The sequence below is a fragment of the Lentzea sp. NPDC042327 genome (genome assembly GCF_040647275.1).
In the GTDB taxonomy this organism is placed as follows: domain Bacteria; phylum Actinomycetota; class Actinomycetes; order Mycobacteriales; family Pseudonocardiaceae; genus Lentzea.
Genome location: NZ_JBEZBX010000026.1, coordinates 1 through 24853 on the forward strand (window position 1 = coordinate 1; position 24853 = coordinate 24853).

Annotated in this window: 26 protein-coding genes and 1 tRNA gene; 16 read left to right on the forward strand and 11 right to left on the reverse strand. The window is 70.7% G+C overall.

Annotation, left to right across the window (positions count from 1 at the left end):
• Positions 1-134: integrase core domain-containing protein (locus AB0A63_RS38125; RefSeq protein ID WP_360401011.1), on the forward strand; the 134-nt coding region annotated here is incomplete at its 5' end.
• A 28-nt stretch (positions 135-162) separates the two neighbouring features.
• Here AB0A63_RS38125 and AB0A63_RS38130 read toward each other — a convergent pair.
• Positions 163-2094, reverse strand: coding sequence for a cytochrome c oxidase assembly protein (locus tag AB0A63_RS38130; RefSeq protein WP_360400799.1), 1932 nt, complete (start codon positions 2092-2094; stop codon positions 163-165).
• A gap of 36 nt (positions 2095-2130) precedes the next feature.
• Here AB0A63_RS38130 and AB0A63_RS38135 point away from each other — a divergent pair, with 36 nt between their 5' ends.
• A complete protein-coding gene (locus AB0A63_RS38135; RefSeq protein WP_360400802.1) occupies positions 2131-2655 on the forward strand; it encodes a hypothetical protein in 525 nt (174 codons plus the stop codon).
• Here the strand turns inward: AB0A63_RS38135 and AB0A63_RS38140 are convergent.
• Positions 2630-3793 carry an MFS transporter gene (locus tag AB0A63_RS38140; RefSeq protein ID WP_360400805.1) on the reverse strand — a complete coding sequence of 388 codons (1164 nt, stop codon included), beginning with the start codon at positions 3791-3793 and terminating at the stop codon, positions 2630-2632. The genes AB0A63_RS38135 and AB0A63_RS38140 overlap by 26 nt on opposite strands.
• A 73-nt stretch (positions 3794-3866) precedes the next feature.
• On the opposite strand from AB0A63_RS38140, the gene AB0A63_RS38145 reads away from it, so the two are divergent.
• From AB0A63_RS38145 to AB0A63_RS38160, 4 genes are all read left to right on the forward strand, one after another.
• A complete protein-coding gene (locus AB0A63_RS38145) occupies positions 3867-4946 on the forward strand; it encodes a LacI family DNA-binding transcriptional regulator (RefSeq protein WP_360400808.1) in 1080 nt (359 codons plus the stop codon).
• 130 nt (positions 4947-5076) lie between these two features.
• A tRNA-Arg gene (locus AB0A63_RS38150) sits at positions 5077-5149 on the forward strand.
• A 156-nt stretch (positions 5150-5305) separates the two neighbouring features.
• Positions 5306-6523, forward strand: a complete 1218-nt coding sequence (locus AB0A63_RS38155; RefSeq protein ID WP_360400811.1) for a helix-turn-helix transcriptional regulator — start codon at positions 5306-5308, stop codon at positions 6521-6523.
• Between the two features lie 77 nt (positions 6524-6600).
• A complete protein-coding gene (locus AB0A63_RS38160) occupies positions 6601-7320 on the forward strand; it encodes a MerR family transcriptional regulator (protein WP_360400814.1) in 720 nt (239 codons plus the stop codon).
• Between the two features lie 38 nt (positions 7321-7358).
• Here AB0A63_RS38160 and AB0A63_RS38165 read toward each other — a convergent pair whose 3' ends face one another.
• Positions 7359-8858 carry an alpha/beta hydrolase gene (locus AB0A63_RS38165; RefSeq protein ID WP_360400817.1) on the reverse strand — a complete coding sequence of 500 codons (1500 nt, stop codon included), beginning with the start codon at positions 8856-8858 and terminating at the stop codon, positions 7359-7361.
• Between the two features lie 87 nt (positions 8859-8945).
• Between AB0A63_RS38165 and AB0A63_RS38170 the strand changes: the two genes are divergently transcribed.
• The gene (locus AB0A63_RS38170) at positions 8946-9329 is read left to right on the forward strand and encodes a hypothetical protein (RefSeq protein WP_360400820.1); all 384 of its coding nucleotides are present in this window, start codon (positions 8946-8948) and stop codon (positions 9327-9329) included.
• Here the strand turns inward: AB0A63_RS38170 and AB0A63_RS38175 are convergent.
• Entirely contained in the window at positions 9305-10111 is an 807-nt protein-coding gene (locus AB0A63_RS38175) for an NAD(P)H-binding protein (RefSeq protein ID WP_360400823.1), read from the reverse strand. The two genes, AB0A63_RS38170 and AB0A63_RS38175, sit on opposite strands and share 25 nt — an antisense overlap.
• 90 nt (positions 10112-10201) lie before the next feature.
• On the opposite strand from AB0A63_RS38175, the gene AB0A63_RS38180 reads away from it, so the two are divergent.
• Entirely contained in the window at positions 10202-10996 is a 795-nt protein-coding gene (locus AB0A63_RS38180) for an AraC family transcriptional regulator (RefSeq protein ID WP_360400826.1), read from the forward strand.
• A gap of 23 nt (positions 10997-11019) precedes the next feature.
• Here AB0A63_RS38180 and AB0A63_RS38185 read toward each other — a convergent pair whose 3' ends face one another.
• Positions 11020-11802, reverse strand: coding sequence for a DUF3152 domain-containing protein (locus AB0A63_RS38185; RefSeq protein WP_360400829.1), 783 nt, complete (start codon positions 11800-11802; stop codon positions 11020-11022).
• A 79-nt stretch (positions 11803-11881) separates the two neighbouring features.
• Here AB0A63_RS38185 and AB0A63_RS38190 point away from each other — a divergent pair, with 79 nt between their 5' ends.
• Both AB0A63_RS38190 and AB0A63_RS38195 read left to right on the forward strand, forming a co-directional pair.
• Positions 11882-12547 carry a response regulator transcription factor gene (locus AB0A63_RS38190; RefSeq protein WP_360400832.1) on the forward strand — a complete coding sequence of 222 codons (666 nt, stop codon included), beginning with the start codon at positions 11882-11884 and terminating at the stop codon, positions 12545-12547.
• Positions 12544-14253 carry an ATP-binding protein gene (locus tag AB0A63_RS38195; RefSeq protein ID WP_360400835.1) on the forward strand — a complete coding sequence of 570 codons (1710 nt, stop codon included), beginning with the start codon at positions 12544-12546 and terminating at the stop codon, positions 14251-14253. The genes AB0A63_RS38190 and AB0A63_RS38195 overlap by 4 nt, the downstream gene beginning before the upstream one ends.
• Here AB0A63_RS38195 and AB0A63_RS38200 read toward each other — a convergent pair.
• The gene (locus AB0A63_RS38200) at positions 14237-15043 is read right to left on the reverse strand and encodes an NAD(P)/FAD-dependent oxidoreductase (RefSeq protein WP_360400838.1); all 807 of its coding nucleotides are present in this window, start codon (positions 15041-15043) and stop codon (positions 14237-14239) included. The genes AB0A63_RS38195 and AB0A63_RS38200 overlap by 17 nt on opposite strands.
• 51 nt (positions 15044-15094) lie before the next feature.
• Between AB0A63_RS38200 and AB0A63_RS38205 the strand changes: the two genes are divergently transcribed.
• A complete protein-coding gene (locus AB0A63_RS38205) occupies positions 15095-15652 on the forward strand; it encodes a helix-turn-helix domain-containing protein (protein WP_360400840.1) in 558 nt (185 codons plus the stop codon).
• 9 nt (positions 15653-15661) lie between these two features.
• Positions 15662-15931: a DUF2277 domain-containing protein gene (locus AB0A63_RS38210; protein WP_360400843.1), complete on the forward strand. Its 270-nt coding sequence runs from the start codon at positions 15662-15664 to the stop codon at positions 15929-15931.
• Here AB0A63_RS38210 and AB0A63_RS38215 read toward each other — a convergent pair.
• Positions 15928-16116 (reverse strand): hypothetical protein, encoded by a 189-nt coding sequence (locus tag AB0A63_RS38215; protein WP_360400846.1) that lies wholly within the window; start codon positions 16114-16116, stop codon positions 15928-15930. The genes AB0A63_RS38210 and AB0A63_RS38215 overlap by 4 nt on opposite strands.
• 378 nt (positions 16117-16494) lie before the next feature.
• On the opposite strand from AB0A63_RS38215, the gene AB0A63_RS38220 reads away from it, so the two are divergent.
• Positions 16495-17145 (forward strand): hypothetical protein, encoded by a 651-nt coding sequence (locus tag AB0A63_RS38220; protein ID WP_360400849.1) that lies wholly within the window; start codon positions 16495-16497, stop codon positions 17143-17145.
• 332 nt (positions 17146-17477) lie between these two features.
• Here AB0A63_RS38220 and AB0A63_RS38225 read toward each other — a convergent pair whose 3' ends face one another.
• Both AB0A63_RS38225 and AB0A63_RS38230 read right to left on the reverse strand, forming a co-directional pair.
• Positions 17478-18125 (reverse strand): HNH endonuclease family protein, encoded by a 648-nt coding sequence (locus AB0A63_RS38225; RefSeq protein WP_360400852.1) that lies wholly within the window; start codon positions 18123-18125, stop codon positions 17478-17480.
• Positions 18126-18197: 72 nt separating this feature from the next.
• Complete coding sequence (locus tag AB0A63_RS38230; protein WP_360400855.1) at positions 18198-19148, reverse strand: methionyl-tRNA formyltransferase; 951 nt, start codon at positions 19146-19148, stop codon at positions 18198-18200.
• 86 nt (positions 19149-19234) lie between these two features.
• Between AB0A63_RS38230 and AB0A63_RS38235 the strand changes: the two genes are divergently transcribed.
• The gene (locus AB0A63_RS38235) at positions 19235-20491 is read left to right on the forward strand and encodes a lysine N(6)-hydroxylase/L-ornithine N(5)-oxygenase family protein (protein ID WP_360400858.1); all 1257 of its coding nucleotides are present in this window, start codon (positions 19235-19237) and stop codon (positions 20489-20491) included.
• The gene (locus tag AB0A63_RS38240) at positions 20488-22023 is read left to right on the forward strand and encodes an amidohydrolase (RefSeq protein WP_360400861.1); all 1536 of its coding nucleotides are present in this window, start codon (positions 20488-20490) and stop codon (positions 22021-22023) included. Before AB0A63_RS38235 ends, AB0A63_RS38240 begins: the two co-directional genes overlap by 4 nt.
• Here the strand turns inward: AB0A63_RS38240 and AB0A63_RS38245 are convergent.
• Entirely contained in the window at positions 22001-22327 is a 327-nt protein-coding gene (locus tag AB0A63_RS38245; RefSeq protein ID WP_360400864.1) for a metalloregulator ArsR/SmtB family transcription factor, read from the reverse strand. The genes AB0A63_RS38240 and AB0A63_RS38245 overlap by 23 nt on opposite strands.
• A 39-nt stretch (positions 22328-22366) precedes the next feature.
• Entirely contained in the window at positions 22367-23176 is an 810-nt protein-coding gene (locus AB0A63_RS38250) for a hypothetical protein (protein ID WP_360400867.1), read from the reverse strand.
• Between the two features lie 150 nt (positions 23177-23326).
• Between AB0A63_RS38250 and AB0A63_RS38255 the strand changes: the two genes are divergently transcribed.
• The gene (locus AB0A63_RS38255; RefSeq protein WP_360400870.1) at positions 23327-24796 is read left to right on the forward strand and encodes a CYTH and CHAD domain-containing protein; all 1470 of its coding nucleotides are present in this window, start codon (positions 23327-23329) and stop codon (positions 24794-24796) included.
• Positions 24797-24853 lie beyond the last annotated feature (57 nt).

The following is a 24853-nucleotide window of genomic DNA, read 5'->3' on the forward strand; positions in this document are numbered from 1 at the left end:
TCGCCTACGCCCGAGCCTGGACCGGCAACGACCACCGCCTGGCCGCCCTGCCCAGCTGGGTCCACCACTACAACACACGACGCGCCCACACCGCCCTCGGCGGCCAGCCACCCATCACCCGACTGACCGCCTAGACATCAACAACGTCACGAATCAGTACATCTAGTCCTTCCCGGACATCTTCCGCAGCATCGCGTTGTAGGCCTCGAGGTCGGCGTCGCCATCGGCGTCGGCCTTGCGGTCCAACCGCTTCGCGTCCCGGCCGTCCTGCCGGGCCCACTGCGTGAGCAGGGCCACCATCACCACCAGCAACGGCAGCTCCCCCGCCGCCCACGCGATGCCGCCGCCGAGCCGCTGGTCCTCCAGCAGGTCCTGCACCCACGGCAGCGCCAGCCCGCGGTAGAACTGCTCGCCGATGACGTTCTGCGAGCTCATCAGCACGACGCCGAAGAACGCGTGGAACGGGATCGAGGCGAACAACAGGCCCAACCGCCCCAGCGGCGGCAGCTTGTTCGGTGACGGGTCCACGCCGATCACGGGCCAGTAGAAGACGTAGCCGGCGAGGATGAAGTGGGCGTTCATGGCGAGGTGCGCCCAGTGGAACGGCAGCGCGGCCTCGAACAGCCCCGAGAAGTACAGCGCGTAGAACGAGCCGACGAACAACGCCAGCGCCACGAACGGGTTCGTGAGCAGACGTGCGACCGGCGAGTGCACGAACGCCAGGACCCACTCCCGCGGCCCCGGCACCTCCTTGCTCACCGGCAGGGCGCGCAACGCGAGCGTCACCGGGCCGCCCAGGACGAACAGGATCGGCGTGAGCATGGACAGCACCATGTGCGCTTCCATGTGCACGCTGAACATCGCGGGCGAATAGCGGCCCATGCCCGACGACGTCGCGAACAGCAGCGAGAAGCACCCGCACAGCCACGCGGCGGTGCGCCCGACCGGCCACTTGTCGCCGCGCTTGGTGAGCCGGCGCACGCCCAGCACGTAGAGCACGGCGAGGATGACCGCGACCGTGCCGAAGATGAGGTCGAACCGCCAGTCGAACAGGATCCGCGCCAGGGTCGGCGGCCCGTCGAGCTCGTAGCCGATGGCGATCTCGGTGCGGCTGGGCAGCGCGACGCTGCCGGTGGGCGGAGGTGTCCTGGCGAGCGCGACGGCGAGCCCGATCGTGAACATCATCAGCAGGACCTCGACGCCCGCGAGCTTCAGCAGCGCCGCGGGCCGGCCGTCGGCCACGCCCTTCACGCCGCGTTCGCGCTGGAAGTACCCGAACACGCCGAGCACCACCAGGCAGGCGATCTTGCCGAGCGTCAGCCAGCCGTAGGTGGAGGTCACGAGGTCGCCGGGCGTGATCCTGACCAGCGCGTTCACCACGCCGGAGACGGCCAGGACGATCCAGCAGACCAGCGCCAGCTTCGAGAAGCGGGACGCGGCCAGCGGCAGGTGCGCACCGCCACGGCGCCCGTGTGCGAGCAATGCGATCAGACCGCCCACCCACAGCACCACGGCGACAAGGTGCCACAACAGGCTGTTGGTGGCCATGTCGTGCGAACCACCCGACGACGAGTGGCCGGTGACCGCGACCGGCACCAGCGCGAAGATCGCCACGAACAGCAGGACCGCGGTCCAGCCCCACGACAGCACCAGCCGGCAGCCGAGCGCGAGCAGCGCCACGACGATCGCCGTCAGCGCCCACGCCTTCGACTGCTCCAGCAACATCGACGTGTCGATCATCTGGGTGACCGTGAACGACGACACCGGCCGGTCGATGGCCGAGGCAGTGGTGAACGGCACAGACAGCACCGCGCCGACCAACCAGACCAGGGACGCCCATCCGGCCGTGCGCAACGCCGCGTACCCGTCGGCCGCGAGGTTCCCGGACTGCTGCGGTGGCACGAGGAACGCCGCCAGCAGCAACGAGCCGATGGTCACGACCGCACCCACCTCGGTGAGGACGCGCACGACGAGCAGACCGGCCGGCGGGTTGGGCGAGAGCGCGCTCAGCGCGACGGCGACGAGCGCCGCCACCGCGAAGCCGATGACGACGAGTGGGATCAGACCTGTTCTGGTCGAGCGCTCGATAGCCACGGCCTGGAGCCTACGCACCCTCTAGTGTTGCCCTGTGTGAGCCGTTCTCCCCTCCTGCTGGTGGTCGCGTTCGTCCTGGCCGGCTGCTCGTACAGCATCCAGGGCGATCCCGTGGCCGCACCGTTGCCGCCCGGCCCCGCCGTGGCGACACCGCGCAAGACGGCGAACGTCGACCCGTGCACGCTCATCGGCGACGACGACCTGAAGTCGATCGGCACGCCCAAGTACAAGCCGAACCAGCAGAACGACAAGATCCCCCACTCGTGCCTGTTCGTCCTGAACGAGGACGCCCAGGTGATGGTGGCGGTGCCGTACCGGTCGTTCGACGAGTCGAAGAGCCGGCAGACGAAGGGCTCCGAGGTCCAGACGCTCAAGCACGCCACGTGGCTGTCCTGCGGCCAGGAGGGCGAGAACATGGTGTGCACGGCCACGATCGCGGTGTCGCGCAACGAGTCGTTGCTGGTCGCGATCAGCAAGAAGGCCTCGACCGGCGCGCAGGCGACGAAGCTGCTGGAGCCGGTCGCCCAGACCGCCCTCAAACGCCTGCCGGCTGCCTCGTAGCCCGTTTCGCGAGCCAGGTCGCCGGGATGATGAGCGCGGTGACCAGCGCCACGAACCCGAGCGACAGCACGAGCGAGCTCACGTGCGCGAGCCCGCCCACGATCGGCGGCCCTGCGAGGAACCCGGTGTAGGCGATCGTGGTCACCAGCCCCAGCTCGCGTTCCCCGCCACTGCCGTCCGCGCGCTTGCCCGCCTCGCCCGCCAGGTCCATGACCACCGGGAACGAGAACGCGAGCCCCAGCCCGGCCAGCCCGAACCCGGCGTAGCCCGCGGCCGGGACCGGCACGAGGACGGTGAGCGCCAGCCCCGTCGCGGCCAGCCCGCCACCCGCGGCCAGCAGGCGGTGCGGCCCGAGCTTCCGCTGCACCGGCTCACCGAACCACCGTGCGAGCGCCATCGTGACCGAGAAGCCCGCATAGGCGTACGCCGCCGCCGCGTCACCCATGCCGCGCTCACGCACCATGAACAACGCCGACCAGTCCGCTGTCGCCCCTTCCGCGATGGCACTGCACAACGCCACGGCCGCCAACAACCACAAGACAGGGCTCTTGAGGACGCTGGCACGTTCGGTGGCCTCTTGCCTATGCCGCTCCCCCACTCCTCCGGGAATGCTCTTCGCCACAATCGCCGTGACGATCAGACCGATGAGCGCCGCAACCAGGAAGTGCCTCATGGGCGTCCACTGCGCCTGAGCGGCGGCAGCACTGCCCAACGACCCGATGAGGCCGCCGACGCTGAAGCCGGCGTGGAACTGCGGCATCAACGGCCGCCGCAGGTCGCGGACGACCGTGACGGCGGCGATGTTCATCGACACGTCCATCGCGGCGACGCTCGCGCCCAACGCGACCAGGCTCAGCCCCATCTGCAACGGCGACTGCGACAGCGCCAGCACCGGCAGAAGGAGCGAACAGAGGAGGGTGCTCGCTATCAGCACCCCTCGCGACCCGTAGACGGCACAGATCCGGGCCGCCACGGGCGCGGTGAACGCCAGCCCGGCGCTCGCACCGAGCAACGCGAGCCCAAGGACGCCCTCGTCGGCACCGACCTGGCCGGCGAGCGCGGGCACGCGAGAGGCCCAGGTGCCGAAGACGGCGCCGTTCAGCAGGAAGACGACGAACGTGACGAGCCGTGGGGACATGTCCCCCAGCATGACTGAAGCGCTTCAGAGTCGCCAACTCCCTTCTTACGCCTCCTCGCCTACGATGCTGTCCGTGGACTCCGACCGCCGCCGCAGGCCGACGCTGGACACCGTCGCCGCCGCGGTCGGGGTATCGCGGGCAACGGTGTCGAACGCGTACAACCGCCCCGACCAACTCTCGTCGTCGTTGCGCGAACGCATCCTCGAGACGGCGCGCTCTCTGGGCTATGCGGGCCCAGACCCCGTTGCACGCTCACTGGCCACACGGTCGTCAGCCGCCGTGGGCTTCATGCTGCCGCAGGGCCTCCGTGGGGCGTTCACGGATCCAGCGCTGTCCATCGTGCTCGACGGCCTCGCACAGACCGTGGACGGCCACGACCACAGCCTCGTCCTCATGCCCGGCGACACCACAGGCGGACCACGCCCCTCGATCGTGACGCGCGCACAAGCGGACGTGATGGTCGCCTACTCACTCCCCGACTCCGCGCCGGCCCTGGACGCCGTGGCCGCCCGCGGCCTGCCGCTCGTGGTGATCGACCAGCCCGAGCTGCCCGACTCCGCACGCGTCGAGGTCCAGGACCACCGGGGCACCTCGCTCGCAGCGGAACACCTGCTGTCCCTGGGTCACACCCGCTTCGGCGTGCTGATGTTCGCCCTTCACCCGGACGGCGCATCCGGCCCGGTCTCCGCTGACCGCCGATCGGCCGTGCCGTTCCGCGTGAGCCGCGACCGCCTGGCCGGCTACCTGGACACTTTGGCAAAAGCCGGGGTGCAACCGGACAATGTTCCGGTGTGGGAGGCGCGCGGCAGTGATCGCGAGCTCGGACGTCTCGGCGCGCGGTGGCTGCTCACCCGCACGCCCCGGCCGAGCGCTTTGCTGTGCGCTTCGGACCAACTGGCGTTCGGCGCACTCCGGGCCGCCCGCGACCTAGGCCTTTCGGTCCCCTCCGACGTGTCGATCGCAGGCTTCGACGACGTCCCCGAGGCGGCCTACAGCGACCCACCGCTGACCACGGTGCGTCAACCCCTGGCCGACAAGGGCCGCCGAGCCGGCGAACTTGCCCTGGAACTACTGGCCGGCAGCAGACCGCCCCAGCCGACGAGACTCGACGTTTCCCTCGTGGAGAGAGCCTCAACAGCCCTCAGAACGTGATCCGTGTCACGTTTACCCCGTTTCCGCCACCCGTTTGGCCGTAGGGCGGAAACGGACGATCGACTCCGGACGATGTGTCCGGTGGGGGCAGCGGGCGACCACGCATCGTGGCCGCTCCCGCACCCCTCCAGCCTCTGTAGCTCAGTGGAGAGAGCGAGGGACTTCTAATCCCGAGGTCGCAGGTTCGAATCCTGCCAGGGGCGCTACACCGCAGGTAGCAAGCATGTGGGCCGATCTCCTCGGAGGTCGGCCCAGTGCTTGTCCAGCATCTTCATCCGGTTGGCGTCAAACCTTTCAGACCAGCTGCCGCCTGGTGACGGTTCACTGAGCAAGTGGCCGCGAACCAGGGAGGCTGAACGATGGCAGGTGATGTCCCGAACTGGGCACGGCGCATCCGTGCGTTGCGCCAGGCACGTGGCTGGTCTGAGGCGGAGGCCGCCGCCGAGATGCGTCGGCACACCGACGAACCGCTGGCGAGCGCCCACCACCTCGTCCGTCATTGGCAGGCCTGGGAGCGCGGGGAGAACAAGCCCAGCAGCCACTACGCCCCGATCATCGCCGCAGCCCTTCACACAGTCACGGCCAGCCTGTTCCCACCCGACAACCGCACCCGGTCCGCTCTCGAGATCTCCAACGCGACCGGCATGGACACGCTGGAACTCGTGACGCGCCTGCGGACGTCCTCGATCGACAACGCGACCTTGGAGGCACTGCGGTTCACGGTTGACCAGCTGTGTTCCGAGTACGCGCACAGCCGCCCGGACGAACTCCTCCGGGAAGGACGTCGCTGGCTGCGTCGCGTCGTCGAGGTGCGGCATTCGAGTTCCAGTCGGTGGCGCGACGCCTTAGAGCTCGCCGGGTGGCTCGCGCTCCTGGTGGGCTGCCTCGAACACGACATGGATGATCGGGGCAGCGCGGAGGCCAGTCGCAGGACCGCGCTGAGCCTCGGCGCTGAGGCGGGAAGCGCCGGCGTGCTCGGCTGGGCGCATGAGATGCGCGCGTGGTTCGCGCTGACCGCCGGGGACTACTCCGGTGCTGTGGTTGCGGCGCGATCAGGGCAGGACGTCGCTGGGCCGCGCCACTCCGTCGCCGTGCAGCTCATCGCGCAAGAAGCCAAGGCTTGGGCGCGAATGGGCGAGCGAGCCGAGATGGAACGCGCGCTCGACCGCGGTCGGTTGTTGCTGGAGTCGATGCCGTATCCGGACAACCTTGAGAACCACTTCGTGGTGGACCCGGACAAGTTCGACTTCTACGTCATGGACTGCTACCGCCACGTCGGAGACGACCGGCTCGCCAGCGGGATCGCCGACGAGGTCATCAGGGTTAGCACCGGTCCCGGAGGTTTCGAGCGCGCACCCATGCGGATCGCGGAAGCGAGGGTGACCCTGGGGGTTGCGGCGGCTCGTGCGGGCGATCTGGAAGGTGCGATCGCCTTCGGGCGCCGTGCGCTGGGAGGCGATCGGAAGTCGTTGCCTTCTCTGAAAATGGTGTCCCGCGACCTCGCTGTCGTCCTCGGCAACCGGTTCGGTGGCGAACCTGCCGTCCGTTCCTACCTCGATGAGCTTCGGTCCATCTAGCCGGTTGCCTCTGAGCGCGCGTTGAGTGTGCCGTTGCGGCATGGTTTTGACTGGACGCGGCGAAGGGAGTGCGGGGCGTGGGGTGGAGCACCCGGCAGTTGGCGGAGCTGGCCGGCACGACGTTGCGCACCATCCGGCACTACCACGAGGTGGGGTTGCTGGCGGAGCCGGAGCGCAGGGCCAACGGGTACAAGAGTTACGGGGTGGCGCACCTGGTGCGGGTGTTGCGCGTCAAGCGGTTGACCGGGCTTGGGTTGTCGTTGGCGCGGATCGCTGAGCTCGGGGATGCGGATGAGCACCCGGAGGAGGCGTTGCGGGTGCTCGATGCGGAGTTGGCGAGCACCATTGAGCGGTTGCAGCGGGTGCGGGTGGAGTTGGGGGTGATCCTGCGGCAGGCGTCGCCCACCGAGTTGCCGCCGGCGGTGGCGAAGGTGGTGGCGGAGGCGGACCTGTCTGCGGCGGATCGGGCGTTTTCCGTGGTGTTGGCGCAGGTGTTGGCGCCGGAGACGTTCGCGCGGTATGCGGAGTCGGTGCGGGAGCACGGGCGGTGGCCGGTGGAGGTCGAGTTCGACGAGCTGGCCGAGGACGCGGATGAGGGGACTCGGCAGCGGCTTGCGGAGGCGATGCTGGAGTTGCCGATCGTGCGGGAGATGAAGGTGATGTTCCCCGGTGGGATCTACGCCGACGCGCCGCGTGGGGCGAAGTACGCCAGTGAGGCTGCGGGGCGGGCGTTGGTGGACCTGTACAACTCGGCGCAGCTCGACGTGCTGGTGCGGATGGGGCGGAGCCGGGAGTGAGCTCGGCACCGTCCACACCGGACGGTGCCGAGCGGGTGCTAGGCGAACGGGGCCTGGTCGACGGCGCAGGTGCGCTGGGTCGGCAGGACGCCGGTGAACAGGTACTCGCGCTTGGCCTTCTCCGCGCACGTGCTGCGGACGTACATCGAGGTGTGGCCGGAGCCCTCGACGGTCAGGAAGCCCGTGCGGGCCATCTCCGCGGCGCCGTCCTGTGCGCCGTGCAGCGGGGTGGCCGGGTCGAACCTGCTGTTGACGAACAGGATCGGCGCGGAGGTCCAGCGGTTCCACGGGCCGGTGTAGCGGTCGGTGTCACGACCCTGCCAGAACGCGCACGGCATCATGTCGTACACGATCGGGCGGCCCCAGTACGGGACGCGCTCGTCCTCGCTCTTGCCGTACCTGGTGTACGCGGCGGTGTCGCGCGGGAAGTTGCTGTCGGAGCACTGGACCGCGTTGAACGCTTCGGTGCGGTTGGAGATGTAGTCCGGTGCCGCGGCGGCGGTGCGGGTGAGCGCGGGTTGCGTCTCCCACACGGTCTGCAGGACCTGGGCGGTGGACTGCCAGGTGTCGGGCTGGGACATCGCGTCCCACACCGTGCCGATCAGCGCGGCGCGGTCGAACGTGCCGTCGGGTGTGGTGATCGGTGTCGCGGTCACCTTGGTGACGAGGGCCGCCCACTTCTTCTTCAGGTCACCGCCGGCGAACGCGCACTTCGTGGCTGCTGCCGCGCACTGGGTCAGGAACTGGTCGAACGTCTCGGCGGTGCCGCGCGGCACGTCCTGGCGGGTGTCCAGCGGCACGGTCCTGCCCTGGTTGCCGTGGCCGGTGGCGTTGCCGATGAAGTCGAGTGAGCCGTCGAACACGAGCGCGCGCACCTTGTCCGGGAACAGGTTCGCGTAGATCGCGCCGAGGTGCGTGCCGTAGGAGATGCCGTGGTAGGTCAGCTTCTTGTCACCGACGGCCTTGCGCAGCAGGTCGAGGTCGCGGGCGGTGTTCGCCGACGAGACGTGGTCGAGCAGGTCGCCCGACCTGTCCTCGCAGCGCTGGGCGAACTCCTGGTGCTTGGCGTGGAACGCGGGCTCGTCCGCGGCCGTGACCGGGTAGAGCGGGATCGAGTTCAGGAACGCCTGCTGGTCCTCGACGGAGTCGAAGCAGCGCACGGTCGCGCTCCTGCCGATGCCGCGCGGGTCCCACGACACGACGTCGAAGCGGGAGCGCAGCTCGGACGAGAACAGCCACTCCCACCTGGCGCGGGCGCGCAGCCGGTCGACGCCGGACGAGCCGGGGCCGCCGAAGTTCACGAACAGCGAGCCGATCCGCTTGCCCGGGTCGGTCGCGGGCAGGCGGATCAGCGCGAGGTCGATCTTCGTGCCACGCGGCTGGTCGTGGTCGAGCGGTACCTCGGCGGTGGCGCACTGGAACCCGTCCTGGCAGTCCTGCCAGGACAGCGCCGGGGTCTGGGCCCCGGACCCGGCCTGGGCGGTCGCCGCCGGTGCCAGACCGACCAGCAGCGCCGCCGCCATCAACAGTGGTTTCACGAGATCAACTCCCCAGTTGGTTCCGATCATGACGACGCCGGTGACAGTCAACCGGTTGCCTCGCGATTCCGCGCGTTACCGTGACGCGTGGACAAGACGCGGGTGGGCATCGGTGTGGTGGTCGCGGTGCTCGTCGTGCAGACCCTGGCCAGTCTGGTGTGGAGCGCTGACACGACGCTGACGGGCATCGCGCTCGCGTTCAACGCGGTGGCGGCGGTGTCGACCGGGTTGCTCGTGCGCCGGGGAGGGCGGGCGGCCTGGGCGGTGGTCGGCTGGTGCGCGGGGTTCTTCGGGTGGCACGTGCTGGGGCTCGGTGCGCTCGCCGGCTGGTGGACGACCGGGCTGGAGGCCGCGTTCCTGGTCGCGGGGCAGTACCGGCTCTCGGTCGTCTACCAGGCCGTGCTGACGGCGGCCGCGGGGTTCGCGGTGCACCTGCTGCTGCCGCGTCAGCCCCAGGTGTCGGCCACGTAGGTGTCGAAGTCGGTGGCCGGGCGGCCGAGCAGCCGTGCGATGTCGTCGGCCGGGGTCGCGAGCAGGCCCTTGCGCATCCCCTCGAACATGCCGTTCAGCTCCGCGGCTTCCTCCTCCGAGACGCCGTACGAGAGCAACACGTCCCGGTACTCCTCCGGTGTCAGCCGGACGAGCTCGATGGTGCGCCCGGTCCGCGCGCCGATCTTGGCGACCGCGTCGGCGAACGTCACCCCGGCGGGCCCGCTCAGGTCGTAGGTCCGCCCGGCGTGGTCCTCGGTGAACGCCTTGACCGCCACGTCGGCGATGTCACGGACGTCCACGAACGGTTCCGGGGTGTCGTCCACCGGCAGCGACAACCGGCCGGCGCGGACCTCCGGTTCCCAGATCTCCTCGGAGAAGTTCTGGGTGAAGTTGTTGGCGCGCAGCACGGTCCAGTCCAGCCCGGAGGCGCGCACGGCGTCCTCGGCCGCGTGCATGCCCGCGAACACGTGGCGCGGGGTCCGGTCGAGGCCGCGACCGGAGAGCAGCACCAGGCGGCGGACGCCCTGCTCTTCGGCCAGTTCGACGAACGGTGCCGCGTCGGCCGGGTCGTGCGGTGCGATCAGGTACGCGCCGGTCACACCGGTGAGGGCGGGCCGCCAGGTGGAGCGGTCGGTCCAGTCGAAGCGGACCGCGCTGGAACGGGACGCGGGGCGGACGGTCGCGCCGGCGCCGCGGAGGGCGTCGGCCACGCGGCGGCCGGTCTTGCCGGTGGCGCCCAGAACCAAGATCTCCTGTGTCATGGCGTCCAGCCAACCGGGACCGGCGCGATCGGCCCATGTCCGAGAGTTCATCGATGATGTTCGATCGTTCGAGCCACTATCGTGGGTGTCATGGACCCGTTCGAGGAGTTGCTGCGCGGGGTGCGCGCGGACGGCGGTGACCTGCGCCGGTCGGAGGTCATCGGCACCGTCGAGTGCGACCGCCTCGCCGTGTACGCGCTGGTGTCCGGCTGGGTGGAGGTCGCGGGCGAGACCGCGCGGGCGGGCGACGTCCTGGTCGCGCGCGGACCGTTCACGCTGACCGGGCGGGCCGAGGTGGTGACCGGGACCTACGACCTCACCGGTGCCGTCGCGAGCAGGCTCGCCGCGGTGCTGCCCGAGGTGCTGGTGTCCCGCGGTACGGAGGGGTGTGCGGAGTTCTACGGCACGCTCGACGAGGAGTCGGGCGTGGTGGCGGACCGGTTGCTGGACTGGATCATGGTGTGCGGCCTGCGGACCTGGTTCGACAGCGAGCACCGCACCGGCTGGTTCGGCGCGCTGGCCGACGACGTGGCCGGTCCGGCGTTGCGGGCGATGCACGCGGACCCGGCACGGCCGTGGACGCTCGCACTGCTGGCCAGGGAGGCGAAGGTGTCGCGCACGACGCTGGCCGGCCGGTTCGCGAAGCTGGTCGGCACGCCGCCGCTGACGTACCTGACCGAGTGGCGGATGGCACTGGCCGCCGACCTGCTGACGGACTCGACGGCCACGGTCGCCGCGGTGGCCAAGCGGGTCGGGTACGCGGACGCGTTCGGGTTCAGCGCCGCGTTCAAGCGCGTGCACAGAGTCAGCCCGAGCGAGTACCGCGCGGGGGCGCGTGTGCTGTCAGGCGACCGGCAACACGCGCGCGAACTGGTGGTCCACTAGCTCGGCCGTCATGACGACCACGGTCACGGATGCGGCCACGGGTTCGGCGCGCACGTCTTGCCGTCCCGCGGGATGACCGCGCCCTGCGGCACGCCACCGGTGATGCGCACGATCTCGTCGTTGGAGACGCTGAAGGTCTGCTGCATCATCACCGGCGCCGGTCCGCCCTCGGTCGCGCAGGGCCGGTGGGGCTGGCCGAACGCGTGGCCCACCTCGTGGTTGACCACGTACCGCCGGTACCCCGTGAGGTCGCCGAGGTAGGCGACGGCACCGCGGGTCCAGCGGGCGGCGCTGAGGTGGACGAGACCGCCGTCGCGGCACGACACGTCGACCGGGATCTCGAACCCGCACACCGCGCGGGCCGTCTGCTGCGAGGTCAGGCGGATGCGCACGAAGGCGGCCCCGGAGACGCGCTGCACCCGGCGGGCGCCGGTCGCGGTCCAGCCGCGCGGGTCGGCCAGGGTGGCGTCGACGAAAGCGGCGAAGGCCTGTTCATCCACCGGGATGCCGTCCTCGACCTCGACGGCGTAGGTGTGCACCGGGCCGCCGGTGCCGACGACGTGGCCCTCGGCGGGGACGACGTGGAACGTGCCGGCGCCCGCGACCGGGAAGTCCGGGCCGTCGGGCAGGCCGGAGCCGGACGCGTAGACGCGCGCCACCGGCGGCGCCGCAGGTGCCGCGGACGGCGTCGTCGAGGTGGTGGTCGTCGGCGCCGCGGCCGGGGACGTCTCCGCGACCGGCTGGGTCGTCGTGAGCAGCACCGCCGCCACCGCGCACGCCCCCAGCGACACGTACAGCCTCTTCATGGCGACCACGCTCGCCGTAACTGATGAAGAACCTGTTTGCGACCCGCTTGACTGTCGTGAAGGACTGCATACTGCCCACGTGTGCGCCCACATCCTCGTCGCCGAGGACAACGTCCACCAGGCCGAGCTGGTGCGCCGCTACCTGGAGCACGACGGGCATTCCGTGGTCGTCGTGCACGACGGGCGGGCGGCGATCGACGAGACCCGGCGGCGCAACCCCGACCTGCTGGTGCTGGACGTGATGATGCCGCTGGTGGACGGCATCGACGTGGTGCGCGTGGTCCGCGCGGAGTCCGACGTGCCGATCGTGCTGCTGACCGCCCGCTCCACCGAGGACGACGTGCTGCTCGGGTTCGACCTCGGCGCCGACGACTACATCACCAAGCCGTTCCGGCCGCGGCAGATGGTGGCGCGGGTCCGCACGATCCTGCGGCGTGCCGGGCGGGCGCGTGAGACGAACGCGGCGGTGCTCAGGGTGGGTGACCTGGTGGTCGACCCGGTCCGGCACGAGGTGCACCTCGGCGACGACCCGGTGGCGCTGACCCCGGCGGAGTTCCGGTTGCTGGCGAAGATGGCCGCGCAGCCGCAGCGGGTGTTCACGCGCGAACAGCTGCTGGAGGACGGGTTCATCACCGCGCGGACCGTGGACGTGCACATGATGAAGCTGCGCCGCAAGATCGAGAAGGACCCGCGGCGACCCGAACGGCTCCTCACCGTCTACGGCATCGGCTACAAGCTCGCATGAACAGCCTCCTGGTCCGGTTCTTCCTGTTCTCCCTGGTGATCGCGGCTTGCTCGATCGCCGTCACGGCCTGGCTCGCGAGCCAGGCGACGACCGGCACGATCCGGCAGGAGCAGGGCGAGGCCTTCGAGACCGACGCGCGGATCATCGACGAGCTGGTGGCGTACGCGGCGGCGCACCGCGACTGGAGCGCGGCGAAGTCCGAAGTGGACCGCATCGCACGCGAGCACGACCGGCGCATCGCCCTGACCGACAACAGCGGCAAGAAGTTGGTGGACACCGGGAACGAGAGCTCGCCAAAGCTGCCCATCACCCCGAAGGCGATCATCGACCCGTTGAACGTCAACGGGCGCATCGACCCGCGGGCGGTGGGACCGTTCAAGCTCACCGACGAGGAGTACCGGACGCTGCACGCCCACGCCGACCGGCTGGGCCAGTGCAACTCCTCCATCAGGACCGTGGACGCGCCCAACGGCCGGCCGCGGCTGGCGGGCGACGAACCCGGCCGGCTCTCGATCTGGGACGACTGCGAGGCCGGGGAACGGCTCTACACCCTCACGGTGACGGAGAAGGCGGCGTACGGGGAGTTGCAGCGGTTGTTCGCCGAGTGCCTGGAGGAGGAGTTCCCCGGCGGGCGGGTCATGGCCAAGTCGCCGGGCCCCGCGGCGCTGGACTGGGAGATCACGACCGTCCGCGACTCGCCGCCCGAGGACGTGGCGTGCATGGACCGCGCGCGGCGCGAGCAGCTGCGGCCGCACGTCGCCGAGCAGGCGCAGCTGTTCCTCACGCCGGTGACCGGCGACGAGCCGATGACGATCGACCTGTCCACCACCGGCACGACCCGGATCACGCTGGTGGCGCTGGGAATCCTCGCGCTCGCCGGGTTCGCGTCGTGGCTCACCGCGGCACAGCTGGTGCGGCCGATCCGGGCGCTCACCGCGGCCACGAAGCGCACCGCCGAGGGGGACCGGACGGCGCGGGTCGACGGCGGCAGCGGCGAGATCGGCGAGCTGGCGCGGTCGTTCAACGCGATGTCGGAGAAGCTGGCCGAGACCGAACGGCAGCGGCAGGCGCTGGTCAGCGACGTCGCGCATGAGCTGCGCACGCCGCTGGGCACCATCACCGGCTGGCTGGAGGCCACCCAGGACGGGCTGGCCGAGCCGGACCCGCACCTGGTCGGCATGCTGCTGGAGGAGTCGCTGCTGCTGCAACGGCTCGTGGACGACCTGCACGACCTGGCGCAGGCCGACGCGGGCACGCTGCGGCTGCACCCCGAGCCGATCGCGCTCGACGACGTCGTGGACCAGGTCGTGAACGCGCAGCAGAACCGGTCGGTCCTGCTGCGCGCGGAGACCACGCCGGTGCACGCCACCGCAGACCCGGTGCGGCTGCGGCAGGCGCTGGGCAACCTCGTCGCGAACTCCGTGCGCTACACGCCCGCCGGCGGCGAGGTCATCGTGAAGTTGTTCGAGGACAACGGCAACGCGGTCGTCGAGGTCACCGACACCGGCACCGGGATCGCGGCGGAGGACCTGCCGCACGTGTTCGACCGGTTCTGGCGCGCGGACAAGTCGCGCAGCCGCAGCACGGGCGGCAGCGGGCTCGGGCTCGCGATCACCCGGCACCTGGTGGAGGCGCACGGCGGCACGGTGTCGGTGACGAGCGCCCCTGGCGAGGGGTCGACGTTCCGGATCAGCCTGCCGGTGTGAGCAGGTCCATGTTGATCATCCCGGCGGCCTGGGCGCCCTGCGCGGCGGCGACGACCACGATGGCGGTGGGGTCGGCGACGTTGCCCGCCGCGTAGACACCGGGGACGCTGGTGCGGCCGAACCGGTCGGTGCGCACGAACGGACCGGCGATGGTGTCCTCGGTCTCGGCCCCCAGGGCGAGCAGGTGCTCGTCGCGCGGCTTGACCGGCGCGGAGTACACGAGCGCGTCGGCCGGGTGGCGTTCGCCGTTCGAGATCACCGCGACCAGCCGGTCGTCGACCACCTCGACGCCGTCGACCGACTCGACGTGCGTGACGTCGGCGGACCACTGCCGCACGAGCGCCACCTTCTTCTCCTCGCCGAACACGACAAGCCGCTGGTCGCGCACCTCGTAGCCGTGGCAGTACGGGCAGCCGAAGACGTCACGGCCCCAGCGCTCGCGCAGGTTTTCCGGCACCTCGTCGACCAGCCCGGTCGCGAACAGCACGGCGCGCGCTCCGACGGTGCGCTCAGCCAGCCGGACGGCGAACCCGTCGTCCCGTTTCGCCACGGACCGCACCTCGTCCCGCACGATCTCGCCGCCGTAGCCCTCGACCTCGGCACGGCCGTGCTTGAGCAGCTCCAACGGTGAGAAGCCGTCTCGGGAGAGGTAGTTGTGCATGTGCGCGGCGGGCTGGTTGCGCGGTTCACCGCTGTCGACCACCAGGACGCTGCGGCGCGCCCTGGTCAGCATCAGGGCGGCGCTCAGGCCGGCCGCTCCCCCGCCGATGATCACCACTTCGTAGTCCATGGGACCGAGGATGTGGTCGACAGCCCGAAAACGGCAACGTATGTTGCTGAAATGGCAACGCTGGGACATCGGCTCGCCGCGTTGCGGGCCGAGCACGACCTGACCTTGGCGGAGCTGTCCGAGAGGACGGGCATCTCCAAGTCGACGCTGTCGCGCCTGGAGACCGACCAGCGCAAGCCGACGCTGGAGCTGCTGCTGCCGCTGTCGCGCACCTACCAGGTCACGCTCGACGACCTGGTCGGAGCGCCGGAGGTCGGTGACCCGAGGGTGCAGCTGAAGCCGCGCCAGCTCGACCACGGCCGCGTCGCCGTCCCGCTGACCCGCTCGATCGGCCCGCTGCAGGCGTGGAAGATGATCATCACCGACGACCGGCTGCACGAGCCGCGCGTGCACGAGGGCTACGAGTGGTTCTACGTGCTCAGCGGACGGGTCCGGCTGCGCCTGGGCGAGAAGGAGGTCGTGCTGCGGGCCGGCGAGGTGGCCGAGTTCGACTGCCGCCAGCCGCACGCGATGAGCAGCGCGGACGGCAGGCCCGCGGAGATCATCAGCCTGTTCGGCAAGCAGGGCGAACGCATCCACACCCGCGCCGCGCCGCCGAAGCGGTCATAGAGTGGGCGCATGTGCCGAAACATCCGGGTGCTCCACAACTTCGAACCGCCGGCCACCTCGTCGGAGGTGCAGGCCGCCGCGGTGCAGTACGTGCGCAAGGTCAGCGGTGCGGCCAAGCCGTCCGCCGCGAACCAGGAGGCCTTCGACCGGGCGGTGGCGGCCGTCGCGGCGGCCACGCAGGAACTGCTCGACGCGCTGGTGACGTCGGCGCCGCCGAAGGACCGCGAGGTCGAGGCGGCCAAGGCGAAGGCGCGGGCCGCCGAGCGCTACGCGCGCTAGTCCCCGGTGCGGGTGTCGAGGTACATGCAGATGAGCTTGGCGGCGACACCGGCGGAACCGACGATGAACGCCTGGTCCGGGCCGAGGGTGAGGGCGATGGCCCACAGCAGCAGCGCGATCAGCACGAGGATGACCGTCACCTGCGCGGCGTGCGGCCACTGGCCGAGGCGGACGGGCCACCTCATCGGCCGACGGTCACCCTCCCTTTCGGGTGAACATCCAGCGGCCTGAACCGCCTTTCCCGCCATCGTGCTCCCTCGCTGCGAAATCTCCTGGTGAACCCATTGTCTTCAGTTGATCTTCTACGCAGGGTTACTCCCGCTGGTCGTGCGGTGAGCGTTGGGTGAGCGTCGGCGAACGGCAGACGAGCGGTCAGGTGGTTGATCGGTCGCCGGTCCGTCACGGTCCGTTCACCGAATGAGGTCCAGAGCACCACCCTGAGTGCCACACGATTGAGTGAACAAGCAACACTACGTAATCACTAGCCCGTTCGGAGCAGCACCGTTTTTGTCAGACCCCTCCGCTAACGTCAGGTGAAGAAGGCGGTACGAGGGGAGAGAACGTTGCCGGACAACAACGTCAGCGTCACCGCACTGTCGTTCACCGAGTACGTCATGAGCGGTCAGCGTGGACGCATCAACATCGTGTCGGAACAACGGGGGATGTACCTGACCGACGACCCGAGGGTCTGCGGCTTCTACAACCCGATCCGCGACGCCATGCGCCGAGCGGTCAACTCCACCGAACCCGAGCTGGAGCTGAAGAAGGCCGTCATGGCCGCCAACCGCACCGGCCAGCCGCGGGCGTTCGAGGAGATCGCCGACGGCTTCCTGCCCTGGCTCGCCGCGTTCAAGGCGACCGGCGTGCCGGTCGAGGGCACCACCTACCGGGCCGGCGAGCTCACGCTCCGGGTGCGCCCGCACCTGGGTCTGCGGCGCAAGGACGGCTCCACCTACGCGGTGCTCGTCCACACCAAGGAGGTGCCGCTGACCAGGGAGGCGGCGAACGTCGGCCTGCGGATACTGCAGCACACCACCGCCGGCACGCTGCCGGGCGCCACGCCGATGGTGCTCGACGCGCGGCGCGGCAAGGCCTACCAGATGCCCAAGCGCACGAACCTGGGCAAGCTCGACGTGCTGATCGCGGCCGAGGCGATGGGCTACGTGACGCACTGGAAGCTGTCCGGCCTGTTCGAGTCGGTCCAGGTCGGCTAGCGCCGGCGCGACTCGGCCCGTCCACGGCCGGGCCGGGTCACCGCGCGGATGTGGTTGCAGCCGGTCTCGGGTGTGAGTGGTCGTCCGCGGGTGGATGACCGGCGTGCGGGCAACGGGTGTTGTTCAAGCCAAGACCGGGGTGTCGTGGCGTGCCCTGCCCGAGCGGACAAGGGCTGCTCCAGCAAGCCCATCCGCTCTCGCCTGAGCCGCCGCGGCATCCGGGCCACCATCCCCGAACGCCGCGACCGACAAGCCAACCGGGCCCGTCCACGGCCGGGCCCGCGGTCACTGCGCGGATGTCGTCGCCCGCCGGCGACGTGCCGCCGAGGCGGTCAGCAGGCCTTGAGCAGCGCGGCCAGCGCGTCGTGCTCGGCCTGGTCGACGGTCAGCTTGTAGCTGATCTTCACCGAGATCCAGTGCTGGGCGTAGGTGCACCAGTAGGACTCCACCGGCGGCTTCCACTTCGCCGGGTCCTGGTCGCCCTTGCCGCGGTTGGTCTTCGCGGTCACGGCGACCAGCTGGATGCCGCCGAGGTCGTTGGCGAACGCCTTGCGCTGCTCGTCGGTCCACTTGTCGGCGCCGGAGCGCCAGGCTTCGGCCAGCGGCACGGTGTGGTCGATGTCGATCTCGGCCGCGTCCTTGACCACCACGTTGTCGTACGGGCTGGTCCAGGTGCCGGAGACGGCCTTGCAGTCCTTGTCCGTCGTGACGTCGGCGCCCTGGCGCTGCAGCACGATCTCCCTGGTGTCGCAGGAGTCCCCCTGCGACGCCCAGTGCGGGAACCGGTCGCGGCTGTAGCCGGTCATCTTGCCCTCTGGCGCGATCTGCAGCGCGTTGAGGTCGGTCGAGCTGCCCGGCCGCGGTGCCGGCGTGCTGGTCGTCGTGGGCCCGTCGTCCTTCGACTGGAGCTCCGTCAGGTACCAGCCCACTGCCACCAGCAGCACGAAGACGACAAGTGACGTCACCGCAGCGCGATTCATGCGGCAATGATCGACCATGCGGGTCACGGGCAGGTCACCCGGCCCGTGATTCCGCATGCCGGACGAGCGGTGTTACTGCGGACGCGAGGTGAGGTAGCCGCCCATGGTGCGGAAGTACTCCTGCGCCTTGAGCTCGGTGCCGTCCGCGGTGCGAACCTTCTTGACCAGCAACGCCTTGCTGCGACCGCGACGGGCCTCTGCGCCGGCGACGACCGCCACGCCGTCGCCCTCGCGGTAGAAGATGCGGCCGGGGGTGCCGCCGTAGACCTCGGCGGAGACGTCGGCCTCGATGATCTCCAGGCGCTCACCGCGGTGGAAGCAGAACGCGCTCGGGTACGGCGCGCACTGCGCCCGCACCAGCCGGTCCAGCTCCTCCGCGCTCCAGGTGAAGTCGATGCGCAGGTCCTCCTCCGCGCGCTTGTGGAAGAAGGAGGCCTGCGACCGGTCCTGCTTGGTGAAGTCCGTGCGCCCGGAGGCGATCTCGGCGAGGCCGTCGACGGTGATCGGGCCGAACAGCTCCAGCGTCTTGGCGAACAGGTCGGCGGCGGTGTCGCGCGGGCCGACGGGGACCGAGCGCTGCAGCACGATGTCGCCGGCGTCGAGGGTGTCGTCCATCATGTGCGCGGTCACGCCGACCTCCTTCTCGTCGTTGATCAGCGCCCAGATCAACGGGGAGAAGCCCGCGTACTTCGGCAGCAGCGAGTCGTGCACGTTCAGCGTACCGCGCTTGGGCAGGGCGAAGACCTGCGGCGGGATCCACGTCCGCCAGTTGCACGCGACGATCACGTCCGGGTCGGCGGCCTTGAGCGCGTCGAGCAGCTCCTGGTCCTCCGGCCGTTCGCGGATCAGGACGTCGACGCCGTTCTCGCGGGCCAGGTCCTCGACCGAGTCGCTCCAGACCTTCTCGTACACGCCCTCACCCCTCGGGTGGGTCACCACCAGGACGACCTCGTGCTCAGATGCCAAAAGTGCCTGCAGGGTGCGATGACCCCAGGTCTGGAACCCGAACATGACGACCCTCATGGGGGTGTCCTCCTTCGACGCGGTGAGATACGGTCAGGCTAACCTAACGAAGTGCTTGCAGATAAGCTTAGGCTGCCCTAAGTTGAATGCTCGTGCACCCCATCTACGACGTCGTCGGCATCGGGTTCGGACCTTCCAACCTGGCGCTCGCCATCGCTCTCACCGAGCACAACGAGCAGGCCGAAACCCCTGTCACCGCGGTGTTCCTGGAACGCCAGCAGGCGTTCGGCTGGCATCGCGGCATGTTGCTCGACGACGCCACGATGCAGGTCTCGTTCCTCAAGGACCTGGTCACCATGCGGAACCCGACCAGCCGCTTCTCGTTCCTGTGCTACCTCAAGGACCGCGGCCGGCTCGTCGACTTCGTCAACCACAAGAACCTGTTCCCGCTGCGGGTCGAGTTCCACGACTACTTCGAGTGGGCCGCCGCGCAGGTCGACGACCTGGTCACCTACGACGCGGAAGCCGTTGGCGTGGAAGCGGTCGAGGACGACCTGTTCGAGGTGACGACCGCCACGGGTGACGTCTACCGCGCCCGCAACCTCGTCTTCGCCACGGGCCTGCGCCCGACCGTTCCCGAGGGCGTCGTGCTGTCGGACCGCGTGTGGCACAACAGCCAGTTCCTGCACCGCGTCGGTGAGCTCAAGGACCCGAAGCGCCTTGTCGTCGTGGGTGCCGGGCAGAGCGCGGCGGAAGCGGTCGCCCACCTGCACCGCGAGTTCCCCGGTGCCGAGATCTGCTCGGTGTTCTCCCGCTACGGCTACAGCCCCGCCGACGACAGCTCGTTCGCGAACCGGATCTTCGACCCGGAGGCCGTCGACCACTACTTCGACGCGCCGGACGCGGTGAAGCAGCGGTTGATGGACTACCACCGCAACACCAACTACTCCGTGGTCGACGTCGACCTCATCGCCCAGCTGTACCGGACCACCTACCGGGAGAAGGTGCTCGGCACCGAGCGGCTGAAGATGATGAACATGACCCGGCTCGTGGCGGTCGAGGAGTCCGCGACCGGCGCCCGTGCCGTGGTGCAGTCGCTCGTCACCGGCGAGCAGGAGTTCCTCGACACCGACCTGGTGCTGCTCGCGACCGGATACGACGAGGCCACGCCGGCCCTCGGTGCGCTCGACGCGGCGTGCGCCCGTGACGCCGCGGGGCGGCTCGTCGTGGGCCGGGACTACCGCGTGCGGACGTCGTTGCGCGGCGGCATCTACGTCCAGGGCGGCACCGAGCACTCGCACGGCATCACGTCGTCGCTGTTGTCCAACGTCGCGGTGCGGTCAGGTGAGATCCTGGACTCCGTGCTGACCAACACCCCCGTGCCGGTCCTCGCGACCGCGTGAGACTCGACCTGAAGCTGACGGGCTGCCGGGCCCTCACGATGGACCCGGCCCGCCCCGCCGCGCACACGATCGGCATCTGGCAGGGCCGCATCGCCGGGCTGGACGAGCAGGTCGAGGACCTGTCGGCGGCCGAGACCATCGACCTCGGCGGCGCCGTGGTGCTTCCCGGTTTCATCGACGCGCACACGCACCTGGCGTGGAACGGCCGGCGCACCGTCGACGTGACCGGGCTGGACACCGTCGCCGCCGTGCAGCACGCGTTGGCCGACGCGCCCGGCACGGCGTGGATCGAGGCGTCCGGCTACGACCGGCGGATCATGGACCGCCCGCTGACCGCGGTGGACCTCGACGCGATCAGCGGCGACCGGCCGGTGTACGTGGCCGACCTGTCCGGGCACGCGTGCGTCGTGAACTCCGCCGTGCTGCGCCAGCTGCCGGGCATCACGAGCGACGGCTGGCTGACCGAGAACGAACAGCTGGCCGCGCGGTCGTTGCGGCTGCCCTACTCGGTCGACGAGGTCGTCGACGAGCTGCGGCGCAGTGCGGAGCAGGTGCTGGCCGAGGGCGTGACGATGTGCGCGGAGGCGGGCATCGGCGCCGGGCTGATCGCGTCGAGCCCGCTGGAGGCCCTGGCCCACCAACGGGCCGAGCTGCCGATCCGGGTGCAGCTCATGGTGTCCGCACACGTGCTGCACGACGTGGCCGCCGATCCGGCCGATGGCATCGCACGGGCGATCGACCTCGGGCTGCGCACCGGGTTCGGCGACGACATGCTGTCGTTGGGCGCCATGAAGCTGTGGACCGACGGCGGCATGATCGCGCGCACGGCCGCGTTGACCGAGCCGTACGCCGGGAGCGACAACGTCGGGCAGCTCGCCGAGCCGGAGGAGCTCATGCGGGCGGCGATCGCCGACGCGCACAACGCCGGGTGGCAGCTCGCGGTCCACGCGATCGGCGACCGTGCGATCGACTTCACCCTCGACGCGGTGGCGCGGGCGCAGTCCGCACGACCGCGCCCGGACGCCCGGCACCGGGTCGAGCACTGCGGCCTGGTGCGTCCCGAACAGCTCGGGCGGATCGCGGCCCTCGGGATGATCCCCGTCGTCCAGCCGACGTTCCTGTGGGCCTACGGCGACGACTACAGCGAGATCATGGGACCGGGCCGGGCGCCCTGGCTGTACCGCGGGCGGTCGTTCCTCGACCACGGCATCACCGTGGCGGGCAGCTCCGACCGGCCGGTCGCGGACGGCGCACCGTTGCGCGGCATCGAGTTCATGGTGCGGCGGCGGTCGTCCGGCGGTCGCGCGGTCGGTCAGGACGAGGCGATCAGCGTCGAGGAGGCGATCCGCGCGTACACGCTCGGCAGCGCCTACGCGTGCCGCAAGGAGGACGTGCTGGGCAGCCTCACCCCGGGCAAGCTCGCCGACCTCGTGGTGCTCGGCGACGACCCGCGCACCAGCGACGCGATCGCCGGCATCCCCGTGCTGGCCACGATGGTCGGCGGGAACCTCATGCCTCAGCGATCCGCTTGAGCCTGGCGAGGCGGCTGTCCCACTGCGAGGCCAGCGACGCCATCCAGGAGGCGGTGGCGTCGAGCGCGTCGGACCGGACCGAGAAGCAGTTCTCCCGGCCGGCCCGCCGCGACGTCACCAGCTCGGCGCGTTCGAGCACGGCCAGGTGCTTCACGATCGCCTGGCGGCTGACCGGGAGCTCGCCCGCGAGCGCCGACGCCGACACCGGGCCGCGGGCGGCGACGAGGTCGAGGACCTGGCGGCGCATGGGGTCCGCGAGCGCGGCGAGAACCTCGCTGACCCGGTCCTGATCGTCCTGCTTCACCCTGCGGAGCCCTCCTGCAACCGTGCGGTTGCAGCAAGGCTACTGGAGGTGGAACGTGGCGGCCAGCGTCGCCAGCCGGTCGGCGACGTCGGCGTGGACGTCGGCCCGGCGCACCCACGCCTCGGTGCCGCTGCTCGCGGACGGCGGCGTGCCCAGCGGCGAGACCGCGTCGGTGACGCCGTACTCCAGCCGGTAGGCGAGGACCGCGATCGCCGACTCCAGCCAGAACGACGGGTCCGGCGCGGTGATCTCGCCCAGGCCGACGCGGAACCACACCGGCATCCGCGCGTACTGCCCGAGCGCGTCGGAGATGCGGCGGGCGGCGGCGTCCCTGATCTCGGCGCGGGCCTTCTCACCCGCGCGCACGGCCTCGGTGCGCCACTCCTCGCCGACGGCCTCCTCGTCGGCCGCCAGCCGTTCGGCCGCGCGGAGCGCACTGGCCTCGTTGGCGTGGATCAGCCACTCCACCTGGCGCACCTCGTGGCTGAGGGCGTCGCGTTCGAAGCGCGGCACCCGTCCGCTGGCGAGCCTGGAGCGGGCCTCGTCGCGGCGCGCCTTGAGGCCCTCGAACTCCAGCACCTCCCGGCGCAGCTCGACCCGCATCGGGTCGGCGAGGAGCTCCTGCTCCGCGTCCCACGCCGTCCGCAGCGCACTGACCAGCGGCGCGATGTCGTCGGCGACCGCGTCGAGGTCCACCAGCGCGCCGTCGCCGGCACCGGACAGCCTGCGCTCCAGCGCCGTGAGCCGCGCCGTCACCCGCTCCAGCTCCGCGGCGAGCTGGCCGACGTGGCTGATCAGCGTGGCGACCTGCGGTTCGACGACGTCGAGGCGTTCCTTCTCCGTGGGCACGCGACCAGCGAACCGGACGGTGCCCGACCGGCCAAGGCGCGTACTCCTGATTGCACGCCATCGAGTACCGCTTCCGCCCGGCCGAGGCACCCGTCCTCACCCACCGTCACGACGCGGGTGAACTGGGCCGAAGCGGGGTATGAATGGGAAATGGCGACCTCTGCTACCGAGACCGAACGCAAGTACGAGGCCCCATCGGACGCGAGTCTGCCGGACCTCACCGAGATCACCGGTGTCGTGACGGGCCCCGAGGAGTTCGACCTCGAAGCCACCTACTTCGACACCGACGACTACCGCCTCGCCCGCGCCGGCGTGACCCTGCGCAGGCGCGTCGGCGGTCACGACGAGGGCTGGCACCTCAAGCTGCCCGCCGGCACCGACTCGCGCCAGGAGCTGCACGCCCCGCTCGGCCGCGCCGTGAAGACACCGCCGAAGGACCTCACGTCCCTGGTGCGCGCCCACACCCGCGGCTCGTCCCTGGCGCCGGTGGCGCAGATCAAGACGAACCGCCGCCGCTGGCAGCTGTCCAACGGCGACGGCGAGGTGCTGGCCGAGGTCGTCGACGACGTGGTGACCGCCCAGACCATGGGTTCGTCCACCCGCACCACCTCGTGGCGCGAGATCGAGGTCGAGCTCGGCACCGGCGACCGCGCCCTGCTCGACACCGTCGAACAGCACCTGGGCGACGCGGGCATCCACCGCTCGTCGTCGGCCTCGAAGCTCTCGCAGGTGATCGGCGTCAAACGCGACCCGGTCCCGCGCGTGACGAAGAAGTCCACGGCGGGCGACGTCGTCCTCGCCTACCTGCACGAGCAACGCGCCGCCCTGCAGAACCAGGACCCGCGCGTGCGCCGCAGCGAGGACGACGCCGTGCACCAGATGCGCGTCGCCACCCGCCGCATGCGCTCGGCACTGCAGGCGTTCGGCAAGGTCGTCGACCGCGACGCCACCCGCACCCTGACCGACGAGCTGAAGTGGCTCGCGGGCGTCCTGGGCACCTCCCGTGACCTGGAGGTGCTGCGGACGCGCTTCGAGCAGGCCCTGCACGCCCTCCCGCCGGAGCTGGCCCTCGGTGACGTGGCCGCACGCCTCACCCGCCACTTCGCCCCGCGCGAGGCCGCCGCCCACGAGGCCTCCGTCGCCGCCCTCGACGACGAGCGCTACTTCGCCCTGCTGAACTCCATCGACACGCTGCTCACCGATCCCCCGCTCACCCCGCTCGCCGCGGGCAGGGCCAAGGACGTCCTGCCCAAGCTCGTGGAGAAGGCCCGCCACCGCCTGGACGCCCGCATCAAGACCGCCCTCGCCACCGACGACAGCGACACGCCCCTGCACGAGGCCCGCAAGGCCGCGAAGCGCCTGCGCTACTCCGCCGAGGTCGCCGAACCCGCGCTCGGCAAGCACGCCACGGCCCTGCGCAAGCGCGCCAAGGAGGTGCAGACCCTGCTCGGCGACCACCAGGACTCCGTCGTGGCCCGGCCGGTGCTGCTGGAGCTGGGGCGGGGCGACGACAACGGGTTCACGTTCGGGCTGCTGTACGGGCAGGAGGTGGAGCTCGCCCACCGGACGGAGGCGGCGCTTCCGGCGCTGTGGCACAAGCTGTCGAAGGAACACCCTTAGACCGCAGGGATTCAGGGTCGGGCCGGGGACGGGACGTCCCGCCCCGGCCCGTTCGCG